The sequence below is a fragment of the Streptomyces sp. NPDC054047 genome (assembly GCF_055585065.1).
In genome coordinates this window covers 631,718-652,538 of the sequence record NZ_JBVJKV010000003.1, presented here as the reverse complement: position 1 = coordinate 652,538, position 20,821 = coordinate 631,718, and the positions used below count along the sequence as shown (strand labels likewise).

Genomic DNA, 20,821 nt, shown 5'->3' with positions numbered 1-20,821 from the left:
TTCAGTCCTTTTCGTTCGATGTCCACTGTCCGCTGTTCCGGTGTTCGGGATTCTCTTCCATTGCCTTCTCCCTCGTCGCGCCGAGTTTGCGCGCGACGACGCGCACAATGCGCGACAGGGCTTCGGGCTTGAGCATGTCGTAATGACCGACGGGCACTTCGTGCGTTTCGATGTCGCCCCCGATGAAGGGCCGCCAGCTCGCGACGGCATCCGCCACGGGCCGCCTACCGGCCGATTCGGCGGTCGCCACGAAGAGCAGCAGGTCGCCGTGGGAGGGGCGCGGCGTGTGGTCCGGCACGAACCCGGACATGTTGCGAACGACTGTCTCCAGGTTCGACAGGGCCTGCTCGCTCATGCCCGACGAGCGGTAGAGGGAGGCCACGTCGGCGCCCTGCCCCTGCTCCCCCGGCCGCAGCACGCCGTAGCCCTCCGTCTCCTGTCCCGCCTCCCCCTTCTCGCCGCGGAAGCGCGACTTGGGGGCGCCGCTGCCGGGATAGGCGTCGAGCAGCGCCAGGAGCGAGACCTCTTCGCCGAGTTCCTCCAGGCGGGCGGCGACGGCCTGCGCGATGGTTCCGCCGACGGACCACCCCAGGAGTCGATAGGGGCCGACCGGCTGCACGGTGCGGATCTCGTCCGCGTAGTCGGCCGCCATCTCCTCGATGCTGCCCGGCAGTTGCCCGAGCTGCGCGATGCCGCGCGCCTGCACGCCGTACACCGGCTGGTCCTGCGGGAGGTGCGGCAGGAGGGCCGCGTAGGTCCAGCTCAGGCCCATGCCGGTGTGCACGCAGAACAGCGGGGAGCGGCTGCCTTCCCGCCGCAGGGGCAGCAGGACTCCCAGGTCGCCGCGGTGCCTGCCAAGGCGGCGCCCCACGCCGACGTCCCCCTTGTGCCCCTGGCCCTCGGGCTGTACGGCGATGCGGCCCGCGTACGTCCGCTTCGCCCGCTCGCCGGTCCGGAACATGCGCTCGCCGGCGGCGCCGAAGGGGCACGCCACGAACCGTTCGCCCGTGCGTCCTGGGCTGCCCGCGTAGCCGCGCGCCAGGGTGCCGCCCGCCAGGTAGAGATCGCCCGGGACGCCGGGCGGCACCGGGCGCAGGCATTCGTCGAGCACGAAGGCGCGGGTGTCCTGGACCGGGCCGCCGGTCCGGGGTTCCCACGCGTCCATCGCCTCAACGCCCGTCCTGTCCTCCAGCCAGGCGCCGCCCGTCTCCGGTGATCCGTAGCCGCTCACCAGCGGGGTCGAGGGGTTCCGCGCCCGCCAGTCGCGCAGCCGGTCCACTGCCTGCGGCTCGCCCGCCAGGTCCACGACCAGGGCCTCGGGGGCGGAGTCCAGCAGCTCCGGGGTGGTGACCACCAGCGTCCCGGGCTCCTCGGCCGCGAGGTCCTGGCCCGGGATGCAGAGCCGCACGCTCCCTCCCGCGCAGAGCGCCGCGAGCAAAGGCGTCGCGAGCGCCGCGAACGGGGCCCTGGAGTCCAACAGCGGTGCCGCTCCCAACGCCGGGGAGGCATGCATGCGGTACGTCGCGTGGGAGGCGAGCGTGCGGTGTTCGATGACGGCGCCCGCGAGGACGAGCGCCGGGTGTCCCGGATGGGCCCGGTGTCCCGCCGAAGTCTTGTCGGTCTCGTCCTGCGTCGGGCCGTCGAGCACCACCACCGGAATTCCGGCACCGTCGGGCAGGGCCGCGGCGACTGCTTCGGAGCAGACCACCATCGCGCAGGACGCGAGGTCGACGCCCTCCAGCGGGCGTGCGGGATCTTCGGCGAAGGAGCAGGCCGCGCCGGATTTCAGCACCCCGAGCAGCGCGACGACCCAGGCGTTCCCGGTCGGCTGTGCCACGACGACGACGCTCTCCGGGCCCGCCCCCTGCCCGATCAGCCGACGGGCGAGCCCCTCCGCCGCCGCGTCCAACGCCCCGTACGTCAGGGGGCCGTGCAGGTCCGTGACGGCGACCGCGTCCGGCGTACGTGCCGCCTGCTCGGCCAGCAGCTCCACCACGGTGCGCGTGGGCGGCTCCACCGTCGTGTCGTTGTCGTTCACGCCCGCCACGAGCCGACGGCGCTCGTCCGCGTCCAGCAGCACGTCGACCTCGCTCAGGCGCAGCTGCGGATCGGCCGTCACCTGCTCGAGGACGCGGACGAGCCGCCGCGCGAGCGCCTCCGCGGTCTGCCGGTCGAACAGCTCGGTGGCGTAGCGGAGTTGACCGTCGATGCCGCCGAGGTCGCCGTCGGGTTCGTACCGCTCGGTGAGACTGAACGACAGGTCCAGTTCGGTGGCTTCGGCGCCGAGGTCCAGGCGGGTGGTGGACAGGCCGGGCAGCTCCCAGGGGTCCCATGGCTCGTCGACGCTGTCGTCGACCTCCAGGAGGACCTGGAACACCGGGTGGCGTGCGAGCGAGGGCGGCAACTCCAGCGTGTCCACGAGGCGTTCGAACGGCACGTCACGGTGCTCGTGCGCCTCCTGGTCGGCCCTCAGTACGCGGCCGAGCAGTTCCCGGAACGTGGGGTCGCCGGACGCGTCCGTACGCAGCGCGAGAGCCCCGGCGAAAGGTCCCACCAGCGTTTCGAGGCCGGGCTCGTCCCGGCGCGGGATCCGCGTGCCGATGGTGACGTCGGTGCCCGCGCCGAGCCGGGCGAAGAGCATCACGAGGGCCGTCTGCACCACCATGAACGTCGTCGTTCCGTCGCCGTCGGCCAGATCCGCCAGATCGGCGAGACGGCCGTGCGCTTCGGTGTCGAGGTGCAGCGGTACGGTCCCGGCCCGGTGCGACGCGACGGACGGCCGTGTCCGGTCCGCCGGCAGCTCGATCTCGGCGTCGATGCCCGCCAAGGCGTCCTGCCAGTAGGCGAGCTGGTCGTTGACCAGACTCTCGGGCTCCCGCTCTCCCTGGAGCAGCTGCTGTTCCCATAGGGCGTAGTCGGCGAACTGGAGGGGCAGCGGAGCCCGTTCCGGCACCCTGCCCTCGCGGCGCGCGCCGTACGCGGTCGCCAGGTCGCGGACCAGGACGTCCAGCGACGCGTCGTCGGCGACGATCCGGTGCACCACGAGGAGCAGCACGTGCTCGGTTTCCGAGAGGCAGACGAGCGTCTGCGTCCACGGCGCCTCCCGGCCGAGGTCGAAGGCCTGCCCGGTGCGGGCGGCCAGCAGGCCCGGCAGCTCCGCCTCGGTCGCCCGCACCACCGCGGGCTCCGGACGGGACGCGGCGGTGTCCAGGACACGCTGGCGCATGTCGCCGCCCCGCATGCCGTCGAAGGTGGTGCGCAGGATCTCGTGTCGCGCGGCGACATCGCCGAGGGCGGCCCGCAGGGCTTCCTGGTCCAGCTCGCCGCCGAGCCGCAGCGCCACCGGGATGCGGTCGGTGCCCGCCTCGTCGTCGAGCCGGGACATCAGCCAGGTGCGGAACTGCCCTGTCGTGACAGGGATTTCATCGCGACGCTCGACCGGCTGGAGGACGGGCCGCGCCTTCGTGGCGAGCAGCCGGGCCACTCCGACCGGGGTCGGCGAGCCGAAGAATTGCCGGATGCCGAGCTCGGCGTCGAACTCCTCGCGGACCCGTCCCGCCAGGCGCATGGCGAGGCTCGAGTCGCCGCCCAGGTCGAAGAAGCTGTCGTCGGGCCCGACCCGCTCCAGGTCGAGCACCTCGGCGAACAGGCGGCACAGCACCTCTTCGGCCGCTGTCCGCGGCTTGCGACCGGAGACGCGGTCGGCGAAGTCGGGGGCGGGCAGGGCCTTGCGGTCGACCTTGCCGTTGCGGGTCACGGGCAGGGCTCCCAGGGCCAGTACGGCGGCCGGGACCATGTAGTCGGGCAGGGTCTCGGCGGCGTGGGCGCGGACGAGTTGGGGGTCTATGGCCTCCGCTCCCTCGGGGACGACGTAGCCGACGAGGCGACGCTCACCCGGGCCGTCGTCGCGGGCGACGACCAGGGCCTGGGCCACGGAGGGGTGAGCGGCCAGAGCCGACTCCACCTCACCCAGCTCCACACGGAAGCCACGGATCTTGACCTGGGCATCCGCACGGCCGAGGAAGAGCAGCTCGCCGTTCTCGGTCCGGCGCACCAGGTCTCCGGTGCGGTACATCCGCTCGCCCGGCACGTACGGGCAGGCCACGAACCGCTCGGCGGTCAGCCCTTGCCCGTTCCAGTAGCCCTGCGCCAACCCGGCGCCCGCTACGTACAGTTCGCCGGTCACACCCGGCGGAACCGGCTGCAAGAAAGCGTCCAGGACGAAGGCCTGCCGCTGGGGCAGCGGACGCCCGATCGGCAATACGGAGCCCATCGCGTCGCCCGGCTCCAGCACGTGCCAGGTCGCGCAGAGCGTCGTCTCGGTCGGCCCGTACAGATGGCGGACGGCCACGTCCGGGCAGGCCTCGCGCACGCGGGCCACCGCCCCGGCGGGGACGACGTCGCCGCCGGTCAGCACCTCACGCAGTCCGGTGAAGCAGTCGGGCGACTCCTCGGCCATCACCCGGAAGGAACCGGCGGTCAGGTGCACCGTCGTCACGCCGCCCTTCACCTGCTCGCGCACCTGCGGGGCGTCGACCACGCCAGGCTCGGCGATCACCACCCGGCCACCCGCGACCAGCGGGACCCACACCTCGAAGAGCGACGCGTCGAAGGCGTGCGGGGCGTGCATCAGGACCGCGTCCGTCGGGCCGACCGACCAGCCGCGCTCCCCCACCAGCGCCGCCACACTCCCGTGCGGCACAGCGACACCCTTGGGCACGCCCGTCGAGCCCGACGTGTACATCACGTACGCCACGTCCTGGGCCGCCACGGGATCCTGCGCCGCCACGGGGCCCTGCGCCGCCACCGGCACGATCGGCTTGTCGGTGCCGCACGCCTCCAGCGCCGCCCGCACCTGCGGATCGTCCAGGTTCACCAGGCGCCCGGCAGCTCCGTCCGGCACCACGCCACGGCTCTCCGACGTGCACACCACCCGCACCGGAGCCGCGTCCTCCAGCACGAAGGCGACCCGCTCCCCCGGCCAGCCCGCATCCACCGGCACGTAGGCGGCGCCCGCCCGCCAGATCCCCAGGAGCAGCGCCACCAGGTCCGGCGAACGTTCCATCACCACCGCGACACGGTCACCCCGCCGCACCCCCAGGCCCGCCAGGTACTGGGCCCAGCGGCCGGACTCGGCCCACAACTCCCCGTACGAGAGAGTCCGTGCACCCTGGACGGCCACCGCGCCCGGCGCGGACACCACCCGCCCCGCGATCAGCTCGGACACGACCTCGCGCGGCGGTGCAACAGCCGCCTCACGGTCGGCCGTCGTCATCGCCCCGAGGCGTCCCGCCACGACCGCGGGATCGACGGCGACCCGCTCCAGCACCCCCGCAAGCGCGTCGAGCGCCGATGCGGCGACACCGCGGTCGAACAGGTCCGGCCGGTACTCCAGCTTCAGGTGCATGCGTGCGCCGGGGCCGACCACCAGCGTCAGCGGATAGTGCGCCGCCTCGCGTGTGAACCCCGCGGGCCTGAGCGCGAGGCTCTCGCGGTCCGGAGACGCGGAGTCGGCCGGGGGCTGGGGGAAGCTCTCGTACACGAGGAGCGTGTCGAAGCCCGCCCCCGGGCCCGCGGCCTTCTGTATCTGCGGGAGACCCAGGTGCTGATGGGCCATCAGCGCGGACTGGCGCTCCTGCAGCTCACGGAGCATCTCCAGCACCGGCTGATCGCCGTCGAGTCGGACCCGCACCGGCAGCGTGTTGATGAGCAGCCCCACCATCGACTCCACGCCCGGCAGCTCGGGAGGCCGTCCCGCCACCGTCGCGCCGAACACCACGTCCGTGCGCCCGGCGAGCCGTGCCAGGACCAGCGCCCAGGCGCCCTGCACCACGGTGTTCACGGTGAGGCCGCCCGCGCGGGCGAGTTCCACCACGCCCCGCGTGACCTCCTCGGGAAGGTCCGAGCTCACGTTGTCGGGGAAGACGGGGAGCCGGTCCGGGACGGCCGGTGCCACCAGCGTCGGTTCGTCCGTGCCGGAGAGTTCCGCCTGCCAGGCGGTCCGTGCGGCTTCCCTGTCCTGGCGGCCGAGCCACTTCAGGTACGCACTGTAGGAGGTCGTGCGCGCGAGTCGGGAGGCGTCTCCTCCCGCCGCGTAGATCTCGGAGAGTTCGCCGATGAGGATCGGGGCCGACCAGCCGTCCATGAGGATGTGGTGGCTGGTGACGACCAGGCGGTGCCGGTGCTCGCTGCGTCGGATCAGGAGGAGGCGCAGCAGGGGCGGCACAGCCAGGTCGAAGGGCTCCGAGCGCTCGCTCACCGCCAGGCGTTCCAGCGCGGCGGGCTCATCGGACTCGGCCAGGCCCGACACGTCCTCCGTACGCCAGGGCAGCACCACGTCACGCGCGATGACCTGCACCATCTGCGCCCCGCTCACCTGCCGGAAGCAGGCGCGCAGCGCGGCGTGCCGGGTGAGGAGCGCCTGCCACGATGCCCGTAACCGGTCCGCGTCCACCGTGCCTTCGATGTCCAACGCGGACTGCACGGTGTACACGTCCGGACCCTGGTCGTCGAAGGCGGCGTGGAAGAGCAGTCCTTCCTGTAGCGGCGACAGCGGCCACACGTCCTCGACCGGTGATCGGGTCATCTCTTCTCTCCTCGGAGCTTCGGAGCTTCGGAGCCTCTGGGCCTCGGCGCCTCTTGGCCGGGGCTTCAGGCTCCAGGGCTTCAGAGCGGGTTGAATCCGGCTTCGAGCTCCTCGATCTGGCTCTGCGCGAGGCCGAGGAGGGGGAAGTCGGAGGGTGTGTGTCCACCGGCCGTGGGATCGGTGGTGTGGGCGGCGAGGCCGCCGAGCATGTCCAGCCAGAGCCGGCCGATGCGTTCGGCCGCGGCGCCTTCGACGACCTGGCCCGCCCAGCTGAGCGAGATGGTCAGCTCGGGCCCGTCAGCAGTGTCCACGATGGCCGCGCCCGCCTCCAGGGCGTGCATGGACGGCATGTCCGGGTCGGCCGACCCGCCGATCGCCGTGTCTTTGGCCAGCTGCCACGCCGTGACGGTGCGGCCGGCGGACGGGTCACCCACGTCGCCCGCGTCCGCGTCCCCCGCGTTGCCCGCCGTGAATCGGCCCAGGTAGTTGAAGCCGATCTGCGGGCCGGGCAGGGCGGCGAGCACCGGGCCCGTCTCGGGGTTCAGGTGGCGCAGCAAGCCGTGGCCCAGTCCGTCGCCCGGCACCTCTCGCGCCTGTTCCTTGACCGCCTTCAGGAGTGCTCCGGCCGCCGGACCGCCGTCCGCCGCTTCGGTCAGATCCACGGCGGCGACGGCGAGGCGGAGCGGGTGGGTGCTGGTGAACCAGCCCATCGTGCGCGAGAGTTCGGCGCCTTCGACCGGTTCCCGGCCGTGGCCCTCCACGTCGAGCAGGACGTGCCCGCCCGTGCCGCGCCAGCGCGTGACGGCTGCCGCGAGCGTCGCCAGGAGCACCTCGTGGACCCCGCAGTGGAACAGCGCGGGGGTCCGGCCCGCCAGCGTGGCCGCCTCTTCTCGCGGGACCTGCCAGGACGCGCGGCGCGTGGTCCCGGCGGTGTCCACCGCCGGGTCGAGCGCACGTCGGCCGAGGAGCGGTTCCACGCCGTCGAGCAGGGCCGTCCACGCGTCGAGCTCCGCCACCCGGTCCGGTTCCGTCGCCTGTGCGGCCAGGAGGTTCGCCCAGCGCCTGAACGATGTGCCCACGGGATCGAGCACGGGTTCCTGGCCCGCCGCCGCGGCCTCGCAGGCGAGGGCCAGGTCGGGCACCAGAATCCGCCAGGACATGCCGTCCACGGCCAGGTGGTGGACCATCAGGACCAGTCGGCCGACCCGCTCCGGGCCCGCGTCCACCCACACCACCTGGAACATCGCGCCCGCCGACGGGTCGAGGCGCTCGGCGGCCTCCTTCGCCGCCCGTTCCGCGGCCTCGTCCAGCGCTGCGGTCGCCGTGCCCTCGGCGGCCACGCGGGTGACCACGTCCGCGGGGTGCACGGAACCTGGTTCGCCGACGACCAGGCGTGGTTCGTTGCCGTCGCCGTCCGCCGGGGCCACGCGGGCACGCAACATGTCATGGGTGTCGAGTACGGCCCCCACACCGGCCAGGAGTACGTCGCGTTCGAGACCGGCCGGAGCGCCGACGAGGGCCCACTGCGCGAACCTCGGGCGGCGCGCGGGTTCGCCGAGCTCCCGCATCACCGGGGTCCAGGGCACCTCGCCGACCCCGATGTCCTCGACGGCGTCGCGCCCGGCGCCGTCGGCCGCCTGTGCCACCGTCGCGACGCGCTCGGGGGTCTTCTCCTCGAAGACCTGCCGGGGTGTCACCACCAGGCCGGAGCGGCGGGCGCGGGAGGCCAGTTGCATCGAGGAGATGGAGTCGCCGCCCAGCTCGAAGAAGCTGTCGGTGACGCCGACCCGTTCCAGGCCGAGCACCTCGGCGAACAGACCGCACAGCAGCGCCTCGGTCTCCGTGCGCGGCTCCCGTCCCGAGACCTTCCCCGCGAAGTCGGGCGCGGGCAGCGCGCGCCGGTCCACCTTCCCGTTGGCGGTGAGGGGCAGCCGCTCCAGCGGGACGAACGCCGACGGGACCATGGAGGCGGGGAGACGCTGCGCCGCGATGTCGCGGAGGGCGCTGAGGAGTTGATCGGTGCGCGAGGTCTCCGACGTGGCGGTGACGGATGAAGGGGCGGGGACGGGTGAGGGGGTAGTGACGGGTGAGGGGGTGGTGCTGGCCGACGGGTCAGCGACGCCTGACGGATCGGTGACGACCGAGGCGGCGGCGACCACGTACGCGACCAGCTGATGCTCCCCGGACCGCCGGTCGTCGCGCGCCACGACCACCACTTGGGCGACCTCTGGATGCGCGCCGAGAACCGCTTCGACCTCGCCCGGTTCGACGCGGTGGCCCCGCACCTTCACCTGGGTGTCCGCGCGCCCGATGAAGACGAGTTCACCGCCGTCGGTCCAGCGCACCAGGTCCCCGGTCCGGTACATCCGCTCGCCGGGTGCATACGGGCACGCCACGAACCGCTCGGCGGTCAGACCGGGCCGCGCCCAGTAGCCACGGGCCACGCCCGCGCCCGCGACGTACAGCTCGCCCGGCGTTCCGGGCGGGACGGGCTGGAGGAACCGGTCCAGGACGAACACCTGGACGTTGGCCATCGGTCGCCCGATCGGCACCGCGTCCTGACGGCCTACAGTCCCGCCTGCGTCCCCGTCCGCCGACAGGGGCGCGCTCATGGCCGCGCACACCGTCAGCTCGGTGGGCCCGTACGCGTTCACCATCCGCCGCCCCGCGGACCACCGGTCCACGAGCGCCGGGGGGCACGCCTCTCCTGCCACGACCAATGTCCGCAGTTCTGCCGGCAGTTCCTCCTCCACGGCGAGCACGCTCGGCGGCACCGTCACATGGGTCACGCCCCACCTGCGCACCGCCTGCCCGAGCGACACCTGGGGCGGCAGCGCGTCGGCCCCCGGCACCACGAGCGCACCTCCCGAGAGCAACGCCATGCACAGTTCGGACACCGCCGCGTCGAAGCTCGGCGAGGCGAACTGGAGCACCCGAGCATCCGGCCCCACCGCGAACCGCTCGATCTGCGCCCGCGCCAGGTTGGCGAGCCCCGCATGCGGCACGACCACGCCCTTCGGCGCCCCGGTCGACCCCGAGGTGTAGATCACGTACGCGGCGTTGTCCGCGGTGAGCGGTCCGGTCCGCTCCTCTTGGCCGATGGGCCCGGCCGTCTTCCCGGCGGCGGCGACCGCTGCGGCGTCCTCCGGGTCGTCGAGGACGATCAGGTGGCCGGCGAACCCCTCCGGCACCAGGGCGCGCGTCTCCCGCGTGCACAGCAGCACCGCCGGGTCCGCGTCCGCGAGGACGAACGCCACTCGCTCCCGCGGGTATCCCGGGTCCACCGGCACGAAGACCCCGCCCGCCATGGACACCGCGAGGACGGCGACCACCGTCGCCGCCGACCCCGGCGCCAGCAAGGCCACCCGGCACTCCGGCCCCACGCCCGCCTCCATCAGGCAGCGCGCCCAGCGCCCGGCTTCGGCCTCCAGCTCTCCGTACGTCGGCGACTGCTCACCCGACGTCTCCGAAGCCCCCGCCGTTCCCGACGTTCCCGACACCAGGGCGACGGCATCCCGCGATCGCTCCACCTGCCGCCGGAACAGCTCGGGCAGCGTTTCCGCGGTCACCGGCACCTGCGTACGGTTCCACTCGCCCACGACGAGGTCGTGCCGAGCCCCGCCCAGTACGCCCACCCGCGCCACGGGCGCCGACGGATCAGCCGCCATCCCTTCGAGCACAGTGCCCAGTGCCGCCACCATCTCCTCGGCCCAGGCGCGGTCGAACACTCCGGGCCGGTAGATGAACTCGCCGTGCAGCCGCTCGCCGGGCACCGCGATCAGGGTCAGCGGGTAGTGGCCCGTGTCCTCCGGTGTGCCGCCGGGGCGAAGGGACAAGGTGTCGGGCGCGGGCTCACGGAGGGGTGGGCGTGGGTAGTTCTCGTACACGACCAGCGTGTCGAAGGCCGCGCCGGGACCCGCGAGCCTGCGGATCTCGGAGAGGCCGATGTGCTGGTGGGACATGAGCGCGACCTGCCGCTCCTGGAGACCGGTCAGCATGGCGGCGACCGACTGCTCTCCGAGCACGTCGACCCGTACGGGAAGCGTGTTGATGAACAGGCCGACCATCGACTCCACACGCGGCAGCTCGGCGGGCCGTCCGGCCGCCGTCGCTCCGAAGACCACGTCCGTGCGCCCGACGAGCCGGGCGAGGAGCAGCGCCCAGGCGCCCTGCACGACCGTGTTCACCGTCAGGCCGTGGCCGCGCGCCAAGCCGACGACCGCTCGGGTGAGTTCCTCGCCGAACTCGTAGGGCACGCGTGCCGGTAGGGCCGGTGCGACGGACGGATCGTCGGGCGCTGTCAGCGTCGGCTCGTCCGCGCCCGCGAACTCCGTGCGCCAGGCCTCGCGCGCCGCTTCCTTGTCCTGGCGTTCCAGCCATGCCAGGTACTCCCGGTACGAGGTCGCGGCGGGCAGCGCACGCCCGTCACCGCCTGCCTCGTAGATCGCGGACATCTCGGCGATGAGGACCGGCAGCGACCAGCCGTCCGTGACGATGTGGTGGTTGACGACCACCTGGGCATGCCGGTTCTCGCCGAGCCGGACAAGGAGCAGCCGCAGCAGCGGGGCCTGCGTCACGTCAAGCCGCCGGGTGCGCTCGTCCTCGACGATGCGGTCGAGTGCGGCGCGCGCGTCTGCGGACGAACGGGTCGACAAGTCGATCTCGCGCCATGGGAGTTGCACCTGCCGTGCGATGACCTGGACCGCCTGGCCCGACGCACGTCGGTGGAAACTCGCCCGCAAGATGGGGTGCCGGGCGAGGATCGCCTCCCACGAGGCCCGAAGCCGGTCCACGTCCAGCGGCCCGTCCAGGTCCAGGACGCGCAGACCTTCGTAGAGGTCCGGGCCATGGTCGTCGAATCCCGCGTGGAACAGCAGCCCTTCCTGCAACGGCGAGAGCGGCCACACGTCGGCCACGTCCGGCACCGCTGCTTCGAGTTCGTCGACTTCGTGCTGGGTGAGGTCGAGGAGGGAGAAGTCGGAAGGGGTGTGTCCGCCCACGGTGGAGTGGGTGCCGGGACCGGTGTCGGAGGCGATGTCGGGGGCGGTGGTGTGGGCGGCCAGACCGGCGAGCAGGTCGAGCCAGGTATGCGCGAGGTGTTCCGCCTCGGTCTCGTCCAGCACACCCGTGGGCCACGTCAGCGTGACGGTCAGCTCCGGCCCTTCGGGGGAGTCCTGTACTGCGGCGCCCGCTTCCAGGGCGTGCGGGGCGGGCATGTCCGCGTCCACCGAACCGCCGATCGCGTCGCCGCCGGCCAGTTGCCAGGGGGTGGCCCGGCCTGCCGCCGTATCCACTGCCTTCGCCGTGTCGAACGTGAACCGGCCCAGATAGTTGAAGCCGATCTGCGGGCGCGGCAGAGCCGCCAGGGTCGGTGCGGTGTCGGGGTTGAGATGACGCAGGAGTCCGAAGCCGAGCCCGTCGCCGGGGATCGTCCGCGCCTGCTCCTTGACGGTCTTCAGCAATACTCCCGCCGCCGGGCCACCGGCGCGTGCTTCGTCCAGGTCGATCGCGGCCGCGTCGAGGCGGACCGGGTGTGTGGTCGTGAACCAGCCGACCGTGCGCGACAGTTCGGCGCCCGCGAGCGGGTCCCTGCCGTGGCCTTCCACGTCCAGCAGTACGTGCCCGCCCTCGCCGCGCCGCCACTGCGTGACCGCGCCTGCGAGCGTCGACAGGAGCACCTCGTGCACCCCGCAGTGGAACACCTTCGGCGTCCTGCCCACCAGCGTGGTCGCGAGGTGCGTCGGCACGGTCCAGGTACGGCGGCGCATGCTGGCCGCAGTGTCCAGCGCGGGGTCCAATTCCCGCTTTCCGAGCGGGGTTTCGACCGATCCCAGCAGCGCGGTCCAGTCCGCGAGCTCGGCGGCCCGGCCCTCGCTCGTGGCCTGGTCGGCCAGGATGTCCGTCCACTGCTTGAACGACGTACCCACCGGGTCGAGTTCGGGCTCACGTCCGGCCGCCACCGCCTCGCACGCGGCCCGCAGGTCCGGGACGAGGATGCGCCACGACAACCCGTCGACGACCAAGTGGTGCACCACCAGGGCCAGTCGACCGGTCCGCTCCGGCCCGGCATCGACCCAGACGGCCTGGAGCACGACGCCCGCCGACGGATCGAGCCGCTCGGTGGCCTCGCGGGCCGCCTCGTCCGCGAGACCATCCAGCGAGTCGGCCGGCGCATCCGAAGCGTCGACACGCGTGACCAGGGCGGCGGCATCGACGGAACCGCACCGCCCCACGACCAACTTGTACCCGCCCCCGTCGGCCCCACCAGTCGTTGCGCGGGCCCGCAGCATGTCGTGCGCGTCGAGGACGGCGGCCACACCGCCCACCAGCACATCCCTGCCGAGATCCGCCGGAGCGCCGACGATCGTCCACTGTGCGAACTTGCCGCGCAGGCCCCGCTCGCCCAGCTCCCGCATCACCGGCGTCCAGGGCACGTCACCGATGCCTGACTCCGCTGTCGCCGTGGCCGTGCCCGTGCCCACGTGCTGGGACACGGCCGCGAGACCGGCGGGTGTCTCGTGCTCGAAGACGTCCTGCGCCTTGAGGAGCAGGTCGGCGCGGCGGGCACGGGCGACCAGCTGCATCGATATGATCGAGTCGCCGCCCAGCTCGAAGAAGCTGTCGTCGGGCCCGACCCGCTCCAGGCCGAGCAACTCGGCAATCAGCGCGCACAGGACCGCCTCGGTCTCCGTACGCGGCGCGCGACCGGTGACCTTGCCCGCGAAGTCGGGGGCGGGCAGGGCGTCGCGGTCGACCTTGCCGTTGCGGGTCAGCGGGAGGGTTTCCAGGGTGATCACGGCAGTGGGGACCATGTAGTCGGGCAGCGTCTCGGCCACGTGGGCGCGGATGTGTTCGGGGTCCGGCGGCGGACCGTCGGGGACGACATATCCGACGAGGCGGCGCTCAGCCTGCCGGCCCTCATCGCGGGCGATGACGACCGCCTGGGCCACGGAGGGGTGAGCGGCCAGGGCGGCTTCCACCTCGCCCAGCTCCACACGGAAGCCACGGATCTTGACCTGGGCGTCCGCACGCCCGACGAAGAGCAGCTCGCCACGCTCGGTCCACCGCACCAGGTCTCCGGTGCGGTACATCCGCTCGCCCGGCACGTACGGGCAGGCCACGAACCGCTCGGCGGTCAGGCTCGCGCGACTCCAGTAGCCCTGCGCCAACCCGGCGCCCGCTACATACAGTTCGCCGGTCACACCCGGCGGAACCGGCTGCAAGAAAGCGTCCAGGACGAAGGCCCGGCGGTGGGGCAGCGGACGCCCGATCGGCAGTACGAAGCCCATCGCGTCGCCCGGACCGAGCACCTGCCAGGTCGCGCACAAGGTCACCTCGGTCGGCCCGTACATGTGCCGGACGGCGACCTCCGGGCAAGCCTCGCGCAGCCGGGCCACCGCCCCGGCCGGGACGACGTCCCCGCCGGTCAGCACCTCACGCAGCCCGGTGAAGCAGTCCGGCGTCTCCTCCGTCAGCGCACGGAACTGGCCGGCCGTGGCATGGATGGACGTCACCCCGCGCTTCACGTGCTCGCGCATCCGCTGGGCGTCGACGACGCCGCTCTCGGCGGTGACGACACGGCCACCGGCGGCCAGCGGGACCCACATCTCGTACAGCGATACGTCGAAGGCGTGCGGGGCGTGCATCAGGACCGCGTCCGTCGGGCCGACCGACCAGCCGCGCTCCCCCACCAGCGCCGCCACACTCCCGTGCGGCACAGCGACACCCTTGGGCACGCCCGTCGAGCCCGACGTGTACATCACGTACGCCAGGTCCCGCCCCGCCACGGGGACGGTCCGCTGGTCGGTTTCATGCGTGGCCTGCGCCGCCCGTGTCTGCGGGTCGTCGAGGATCACGGCGTTGGCGGCAACTCCGGCGTCCGGCAGCACGCCTCGGCTCTCGGAGGTGCACACCACCGCCGCCGGAGCCGCGTCCGTCACGACGAACGCGATCCGCTCCTGCGGCCAGCCCACGTCCACCGGCACGTAGGCCGCGCCCGCCCGCCACACGCCCAGAAGCAGCGCGGGCAAGTCGGGCGACCGCTCCATCAGCACCGCGACGCGATCACCGCGGCCCACGCCAAGACCGGCCAGATACGCCGCCCAGCGACCGGACTCGGTCCACAAGTCCTCGTACGAAAGCGTCCGTTCACCCTCGACCGCCACCGCACCGGGTGACGACTCCACCCGTTCCGCGATCAGCTCCGGCACGGTCCCGCCAAGAGCCTCCGCCTCGGTGGCGTTCCACTCCTCCACGACCGACGCGCGATCCTCGGCGTCCAGCGCGCACACCCGCGCCACCAACACCTTTGGGTCTGCGACCAGTTCCTCGATGACCCGGACGACCTGGCGTGCCGTCCTGAGGGAGGTCGCCCGCTCGATCAGATCGGGCCGGTAGGTCACCAGGACGCGTAGCCGCTCGGCGGGGATGACGCCCACCGCCAGCGGGTAGTGCGTCCCGGCCAGCGTGTTCAACTGGGTGATCGCGACCGCGTCGTCCGCCGGTGCATCGGCCGGGCCGGGCAGGGTGGCCGAGTTCCGGGGGTAGTTCTCGAACATCAGCATGGTGTCGAAGACCGCTCCGGGACCGGCCAGTTGCTGGATCTCGGACAGGCCCAGGTGCTGGTGGGCGATGAGGGCCGACTGGTGCTCCTGGAGTTCGGCGAGCATCTTCAGGACCGGCCCGCCCGGGTCGAGCCGCACGCGTACCGGCAGGGTGTTGATGAAGAGGCCGATCATCGACTCGGCGTCGGGCAGCTCCGGGGGCCGCCCGGCCACGGTGCCGCCGAACACGACGTCCGTGCGCCCGGCGAGGCGCGCAAGGACCAGCGCCCAGGCGCCCTGCACCACGGTGTTCACCGTCAGCCCATGGGCGCGGGCCAGCTCGGTCAGCGCCCGGGTCTTCTCCTGGGAGAGCTCCGCGGAGCTGACCTCCGGCACCACCGGCGGTCGGCCCGGGTCCGCCGGTGCCACCAGCGTCGGTTCGTCGGCGCCGGTCAGTTCCGTCCGCCAGGCGGCCCGTGCGGCCTCCTTGTCCTGCTGCTCCAGCCAGGCCAGGTAGTCGCGGTAGGAGGCAGTCGGCCTGAGGTGCGACAGCTGCGAGAGGTGCGCCGCGGCGCCGCTCGCCGCGTACAGCGATGACACCTCGTTGAGGATGACCGGCATCGACCAGCCGTCCACCAGGATGTGGTGGCTGGTGACGGCGAGGCGGTGCCGGTTCTCGCCGAAGCGGATGAGCAGCAGGCGCAGCAGCGGCGCCCGCGTCAGGTCGAAGCGCTCCGCCATCTCGCGTTCGGCCAGGCGCTCGGCCTCGGCCTCCGCGTCGGCGTCCGCCAGCCGCGACACGTCGGCCTCGCGCCAGGGGAGTTCCACCCGCCGCGCGACGACCTGTACCGCCTCGCCCGACTCGGGGCGGTGGAACCCGGCCCGCAGTGCCGCGTGCCGGGCCAGGAGCGCCTCCCAGGAGGCGCGCAGCCTGTCCACGTCCAGCGGACCGTCCAGTGCCATCAGGCGCTGGCTCTGATAGACGTCCGGCCCTTCCTCGTCGAACGTGGCGTGGAACAGCATCCCTTCTTGCAAGGGCGACAAGGGCCATACGTCGACCAACTCCGGCTCAGCGGATTCCAGTTCGGTGATGCTCCGCTGGGTGAGGGCCAGGAGCGGGAAGTCGGACGGCGTGTGTCCGCCGGCGAGGGGATCGGCGGTGTGGGCCGCCAGACCACCCAGAGCCTGCTCCCAGGCATGGCCGAGCTCTGCCGCCTCGGCGTCGTCGAGGAGCCCGGCGGACCAGCTCAAGGTGACGGTCAGCTCGGGCCCTTCGGGAGTGTCCTGTACGGCGGCGCTCGCTTCCAGGGCGTGCAGGGCCGGTGTGTCGGGGTCGATCGAGCCGCCGATGGCCTCGGTTCCGGACAGCTGCCAGGGGGCCACAGTGCTGCCCGCCGCGTCCGCCGCGAACCGGCCCAGGTAGTTGAAGCCGATCTGCGGGCGCGGCAAGGCCGCCAGGGTCGGCGCGGTGGCGGGATTGAGGTGGCGCAGGAGACCGAAGCCAAGGCCGTCGCCCGGTATCGCCCGTGCCTGCTCCTTGACCGTCTTGAGCAGTGCTCCGGCCGCCGGGCCACCGGCCACCACCTGGCTCACATCGATGTCGTCGATGTCCAGCCTGACGGGGTGCACGCTGGTGAACCAGCCCACCGTGCGCGACAGGTCCACGCCCTCGGTCGCCACCCGGCCGTGCCCCTCCACGTCCAGCAGGACTCCAGGGGCAGCCTCCTGCCGCCAGTGGGCGACCGCACCGGCCAGGGATGCCAGGAGCACCTCGTGCACCCCGCAGTGGAAGACCGTCGGCGTCCTGCCCACCAGCGTGGCGGCGAGGTGCGTCGGCACGGTCCAGGTACGGCGGCGCATGGTCGCCGCGGTGTCCAGCTCCGGAGACAACTCCCTTCGCCCGAGCAGTGGTTCGGCCTGACTGCCGAGCAGATCGGTCCACTCCGCGAGTTCAGCCGTCCGGCGCTCGCCGGTCGCCTCCTCAACCAGTGCGTCGGCCCACGCCTTGAACGGCGTCTCCACCGGGTCGAGCCGCGGCTCCCGGCCGGCCGCCACCGCCTCGCACGCGGCGCGCAGATCCGGCAGCAGAATCCGCCACGAAACGCCGTCCACCACCAGGTGATGCACCACAAGGGCCAGCCGACCGCCGCGTCCCGGCCCGGCATCCACCCACACCGCCCGGACCATCACGCCCGCGGCCGGATCGAGCCTCCCCACCGCCTCGCGCGCCGCCCTCGCCGCGACGTCATCAAGCGAGTCGTCCGACGCGTCCTCCGCACCCACACGGACGACTAGGCCCTCGGCGGCCACCGAACCCCGGGGCCCCACCGACATCTTGGGCTCGCTCCCCTCGGTCACCACCCGCGCCCGCAGCATGTCGTGCGCGTCGAGAACCGCGCCCACTCCTCCCACCAGGACATCCCGGCCGAGCCCCGCCGGAGCGCCGACGATCGTCCACTGCGCGAACCCGGCACGCAGGCCTCGCTCGCCCAGCTCCCGCATCACGGGGGTCCAGGGCATCTCCCCCACACCCGCGTCCCGATCCGCTCCTGCGCCGCGCGTCTTCTCGGCCGTCTCCGCCACGCGTGCGAGCAGCTCCGGGGTCTTCTCGTCGAAGACCTGCCGGGGCGTCACCACCAGGCCGACGCGGCGGGCTCGCGCGACCAGTTGCATCGACATGATCGAGTCGCCGCCCAGCTCGAAGAAGCCGTCCTCGGCGCCGACCCGCTCCAGGCCGAGCACGTCGGCGAACAGGCCGCACAGGACCGACTCGGTCTCCGTGCCCGGTGCGCGCCCGGTGGTCCGCGCCGCGAAGTCGGGGGCTGGCAGGGCCCTGTGGTCGACCTTGCCGTTTCGGGTGACGGGCAGTTCGTCCAGCGGAAGGACGGCGGCCGGCACCATGTAGTCGGGCAGCGTCCTGGCCACGTGGGCGCGGAGGAGGGCAGGGTCCACGCCCTCCGGGCTCCGGGGTACGACGTAGCCGACCAGGCGGCGTTCGCCCGGGCCGTCCTCGCGGGCGACCACCACCGCCTGCGCCACCGCCGGATGGGCGGCGAGCGCCGCCTCCACCTCGCCGAGCTCCACCCGGAAGCCGCGCACCTTGACCTGCGCGTCCGCGCGGCCGACGAAGAGCAGTTCACCGGTGTCGGACCAGCGCACCAGGTCTCCGGTGCGGTACATCCGCCCGCCCGGCACGAAGGGGCAGGCCACGAAGCGTTCCGCCGTCAGCTCCGCCCGGCCCCAGTACCCCTGCGCCAGGCCATCGCCCGCCACGTACAGCTCCCCGGTCACGCCCGACGGAACCGGCTGGAGGAACGCGTCCAGGACGAACACCCGCCGGTTGCCCAAGGGCCGCCCGATGGGCAGCACCGATCCCACCGCGTCGCCGGGCCCCCAGACCCGCCAGGTCGCGCACAGGGTCACCTCGGTCGGCCCGTACAGATGGCGTACGACCAGGTCCGGGCAGGCCTCGCGCACCCGCGCCACCGCTCCGACCGGGACCACGTCGCCGCCCGTCAGCACCTCGCGCAGTCCGGCGAAGCACTCGGGCGACTCCCCCGCCAGGACACGGAACGAACCGGCGGTCAGATGCACCGAGGTGACGCCGTGGGCCGCGTGCTCCCGCACCCGCTCGGCGTCCACCGCACCCGGCCCGGCCACGACCACCCGTCCTCCGGCGGCCAGCGGGACCCACACCTCGAAGAGGGAGACGTCGAAGGCGTGCGGGGCGTGCATCAGGACCGCGTCGTCCGGGCCGACCGCCCAGCCCCGCTCCCCCACCAGCGCGACGACACTGCCGTGCGACACCGCCACGCCCTTGGGGACACCCGTGGATCCCGAGGTGTACATCACGTACGCCACGTCGTCCGCGCTCACCAGCACCGGGGACACGCCCACGGGGGAAGCGTCGGCAGTACGTGCGGTGAGCACCGCCTCCCGCACGCGCGGATCGTCGACCACGAGCGGCTCGGTGCCTTCCGGCACGACGGCCCGGGTCTTCTCCGTGCACAGCACGACGGCGGGAGCCGAGTCGTCGAGGACGAAGCCCACGCGTTCCGGCGGAGAGCCCGCGTCGACCGGCACGTAGGCGGCGCCCGCCCGCCACACGCCCAGCAGCAGCGCCAGCAGATCCGGCGATCGCTCCATCACGACGGCGACGCGGTCGCCGCGCCGCACGCCCACCGCGGTCAAGTACCGGGCCCAGGCGCCGGACTCCGCCCACAACTCCGCGTACGACAGCGTCCGTTCGCCCTCGACGGCCACCGCGTCCGGCGACGTCTCCACGCGTCCGGCCATCAGCTCGGGCACCAGGGCGCCCGGCGCCTCGCCGGCCGTGCCGCCCCAGCCCTCCACGACCAGGCCGCGCTCGGGCGCCGCGAGCACCTCGACCCGGCCCACGAGGACCGACGGATCGGCGACCAGTTGCTCTAGCACCCGCACCAGCCACGCGTACACCGACTCGGCGGTCTCGCGGTCGAACAGGTCGGGCCGGTGGTCGAGCTTGCAGAGCATCCGGTCGCCGACGGGCGCCACCACCAGGGTGAAGGGGTAGTGCGCGGTTTCCTGACCGGCGGCTATGCGCACGGTGAAGGTGTCCGGCGACGGGGGTTCCGCGGGCGGGCTCGGATAGTTCTCGTACACCACGAGGGTGTCGAAGACCGCGCCGCCGGAGTCGGCGAGCCCTTGCACCTCGGGCAGTCCCAGGTGCTGATGTGCCATCAGGGACGACTGTCGCTCCTGGAGTTCGGCCAGCATGCGCGCGACCGGCTGATCGGCGTCGAGTCGCACGCGCACGGGCAGTGTGTTGATGAACAGGCCGACCATCGACTCGACGCCCGGCAGCTCCATCGGCCGTCCCGCCACGGTGGCGCCGAACACCACATCCGTGCGTCCCGCGAGCCGTGCGAGGACCAGTGCCCACGCGCCCTGCACCACCGTGTTGACGGTCAGACCCTGGCCGCGGGCGAACCGCACCAGGCCGTCGGTCAGTTCCGCGGGGAACTCGTTGATCAGGCTCTCCGGGGGCAGGGGCGAGCGGGCCGGGTCCGCCGGGGCCACGAGGGTCGGCTCGTCGGCCCCCGCCAGTTCCGCCTGCCAGGCGGCCCGCGCCGCGTCCTTGTCCTGGCGCGACAACCAGGCCAGGTACTCCCGGTACGACGTCACCGGTGGGAGCCCGGAGGTGTCGCCGCCCGCCGCGTAGGTCGCCGAGAGTTCGTCCAGCAGCACCGGCATGGACCAGCCGTCCATCAGGACGTGGTGGCTGGTGACCACCAGGCGGTGGCGCCGCGCTCCGATCCTGATCAGCAGGAGCCGCAGCAGCGGCGCCGCCGCGAGGTCGAAGCGCTCGGCCCGCTCCCGGCCGGCGAGCCGGTCCGCCTCGGCCAGCGCGTCCGCCTCCGCGAGCCCGGAGAGGTCGGCCGCGCGCCAGGGCAGCTCCACGTCCCGTGCGATGACCTGTACCGCATCGCCCGTCTTGCGTCGGCGGAAGCTCGCCCGCAGCGCCGCGTGCCGGGCGAGGAGCGCCTGCCAGGACGCCCGCAGCCGGTCGGCGTCCAGCGGACCGGTCAGTTCGAGCAGTCGCTGCCCCTGGTAGACGTCGGGACCCTCGCTGTCGAAGGCGGCGTGGAAGAGCAGCCCTTCCTGGAGGGGCGACAGCGGCCACACGTCCTCGACAAGGGATCGGGTCATCGCT

At 73.1% G+C, this 20,821-nt stretch carries 2 protein-coding genes; both read right to left on the bottom strand.

Features of this window, described 5'->3' with window-relative positions; genetic code table 11:
- Nucleotide 1 precedes the first annotated feature (1 nt).
- On the bottom strand, nt 2–6,586 hold the full coding sequence (locus ACZ6ZP_RS14530; RefSeq protein WP_469406918.1) for an amino acid adenylation domain-containing protein: 6,585 nt from the start codon (nt 6,584–6,586) through the stop codon (nt 2–4).
- 80 nt (nt 6,587–6,666) lie between these two features.
- Nucleotides 6,667–20,817, bottom strand: a complete 14,151-nt coding sequence (locus ACZ6ZP_RS14525; protein WP_469406917.1) for an amino acid adenylation domain-containing protein — start codon at nt 20,815–20,817, stop codon at nt 6,667–6,669.
- Between the last annotated feature and the right edge of the window lie 4 nt (nt 20,818–20,821).

What these genes read in the sequence shown, in the direction of transcription:
- ACZ6ZP_RS14530 (WP_469406918.1), bottom strand. Translation starts at nt 6,586, where the DNA reads ATGACCCGATCACCGGTCGAGGACGTGTGGCCGCTGTCGCCGCTACAG.
- ACZ6ZP_RS14525 (WP_469406917.1), bottom strand. Translation starts at nt 20,817, where the DNA reads ATGACCCGATCCCTTGTCGAGGACGTGTGGCCGCTGTCGCCCCTCCAG.